The organism is Actinomyces sp. S6-Spd3 (genome assembly GCF_000758755.1).
Classification (GTDB): Bacteria; Actinomycetota; Actinomycetes; order Actinomycetales; family Actinomycetaceae; genus Pauljensenia.
Genome location: NZ_JRMV01000146.1, coordinates 1 through 747, shown reverse-complemented (window position 1 = coordinate 747; position 747 = coordinate 1). Strand labels below are relative to the sequence as shown.

The 747-nt window shown below is 53.5% G+C and carries 1 protein-coding gene; it reads right to left on the bottom strand.

Features of this window, described 5'->3' with window-relative positions:
- Positions 1 to 640 (bottom strand): nucleotide sugar dehydrogenase (locus HMPREF1627_RS00865; protein WP_234305180.1); only part of this gene is annotated, 640 nt, incomplete at its 3' end.
- Between the last annotated feature and the right edge of the window lie 107 nt (positions 641 to 747).

Genomic DNA, 747 nt, shown 5'->3' with positions numbered 1-747 from the left:
CTGCCTCGTCAATCACCTGCTTCGCTTCGGTGAACTCGACGTTTGGATACTCCTGAAGTTGGCGCGGAAGGCTGTCAATATTTGGCTCCACCACCATAATTCGCGCATCAGGGTATTCAGCGGCCACACGTGTTGCGATACCAAGAGCAGGAGACTCTCGCAGATCATCAATATTGGGTTTAAACGCAAGTCCAAGCAAGCCAATGGCGGCAGAACCACCTCTGCTCTTAACCGCTTCGTCAATCTTAGAGATAACCCAATCTGGCTTCGCGTCGTTAATCTCACGAGCCTGTTTAATCAGCTTCGCCGTCGGGGTAGCAGCCACGATAAACCAGGGGTCAACCGCGATACAGTGTCCTCCCACACCTGGCCCGGGCTGAAGAATATTCACCCGTGGATGACGGTTGGCAATCTCAATCAATTCCCAAACGTCGATGCCTTGCTCATCACAAATCAGACTCAACTCGTTGGCGTAAGCAATATTCACATCCCGGTACGCGTTCTCCGCCAGCTTACTCATTTCCGCTGTACGCGCGTCGGTAAGAAGAATCTCTCCGGTACAACAAGAGCGGTACACCTCAGCCGCCCTCTCTGTAGCTTCGGGCGTTGTCCCGCCGACAATCCTGTCGTTAGTTCGCATTTCGATGATAATGCGACCAGGTAGGACTCGCTCGGGAGCATGAGCGAATAAGATTCCCGGCTCACCGTTTCCCTTCGGATCACGCAGTTCCGGTCGCGCAGCAAACA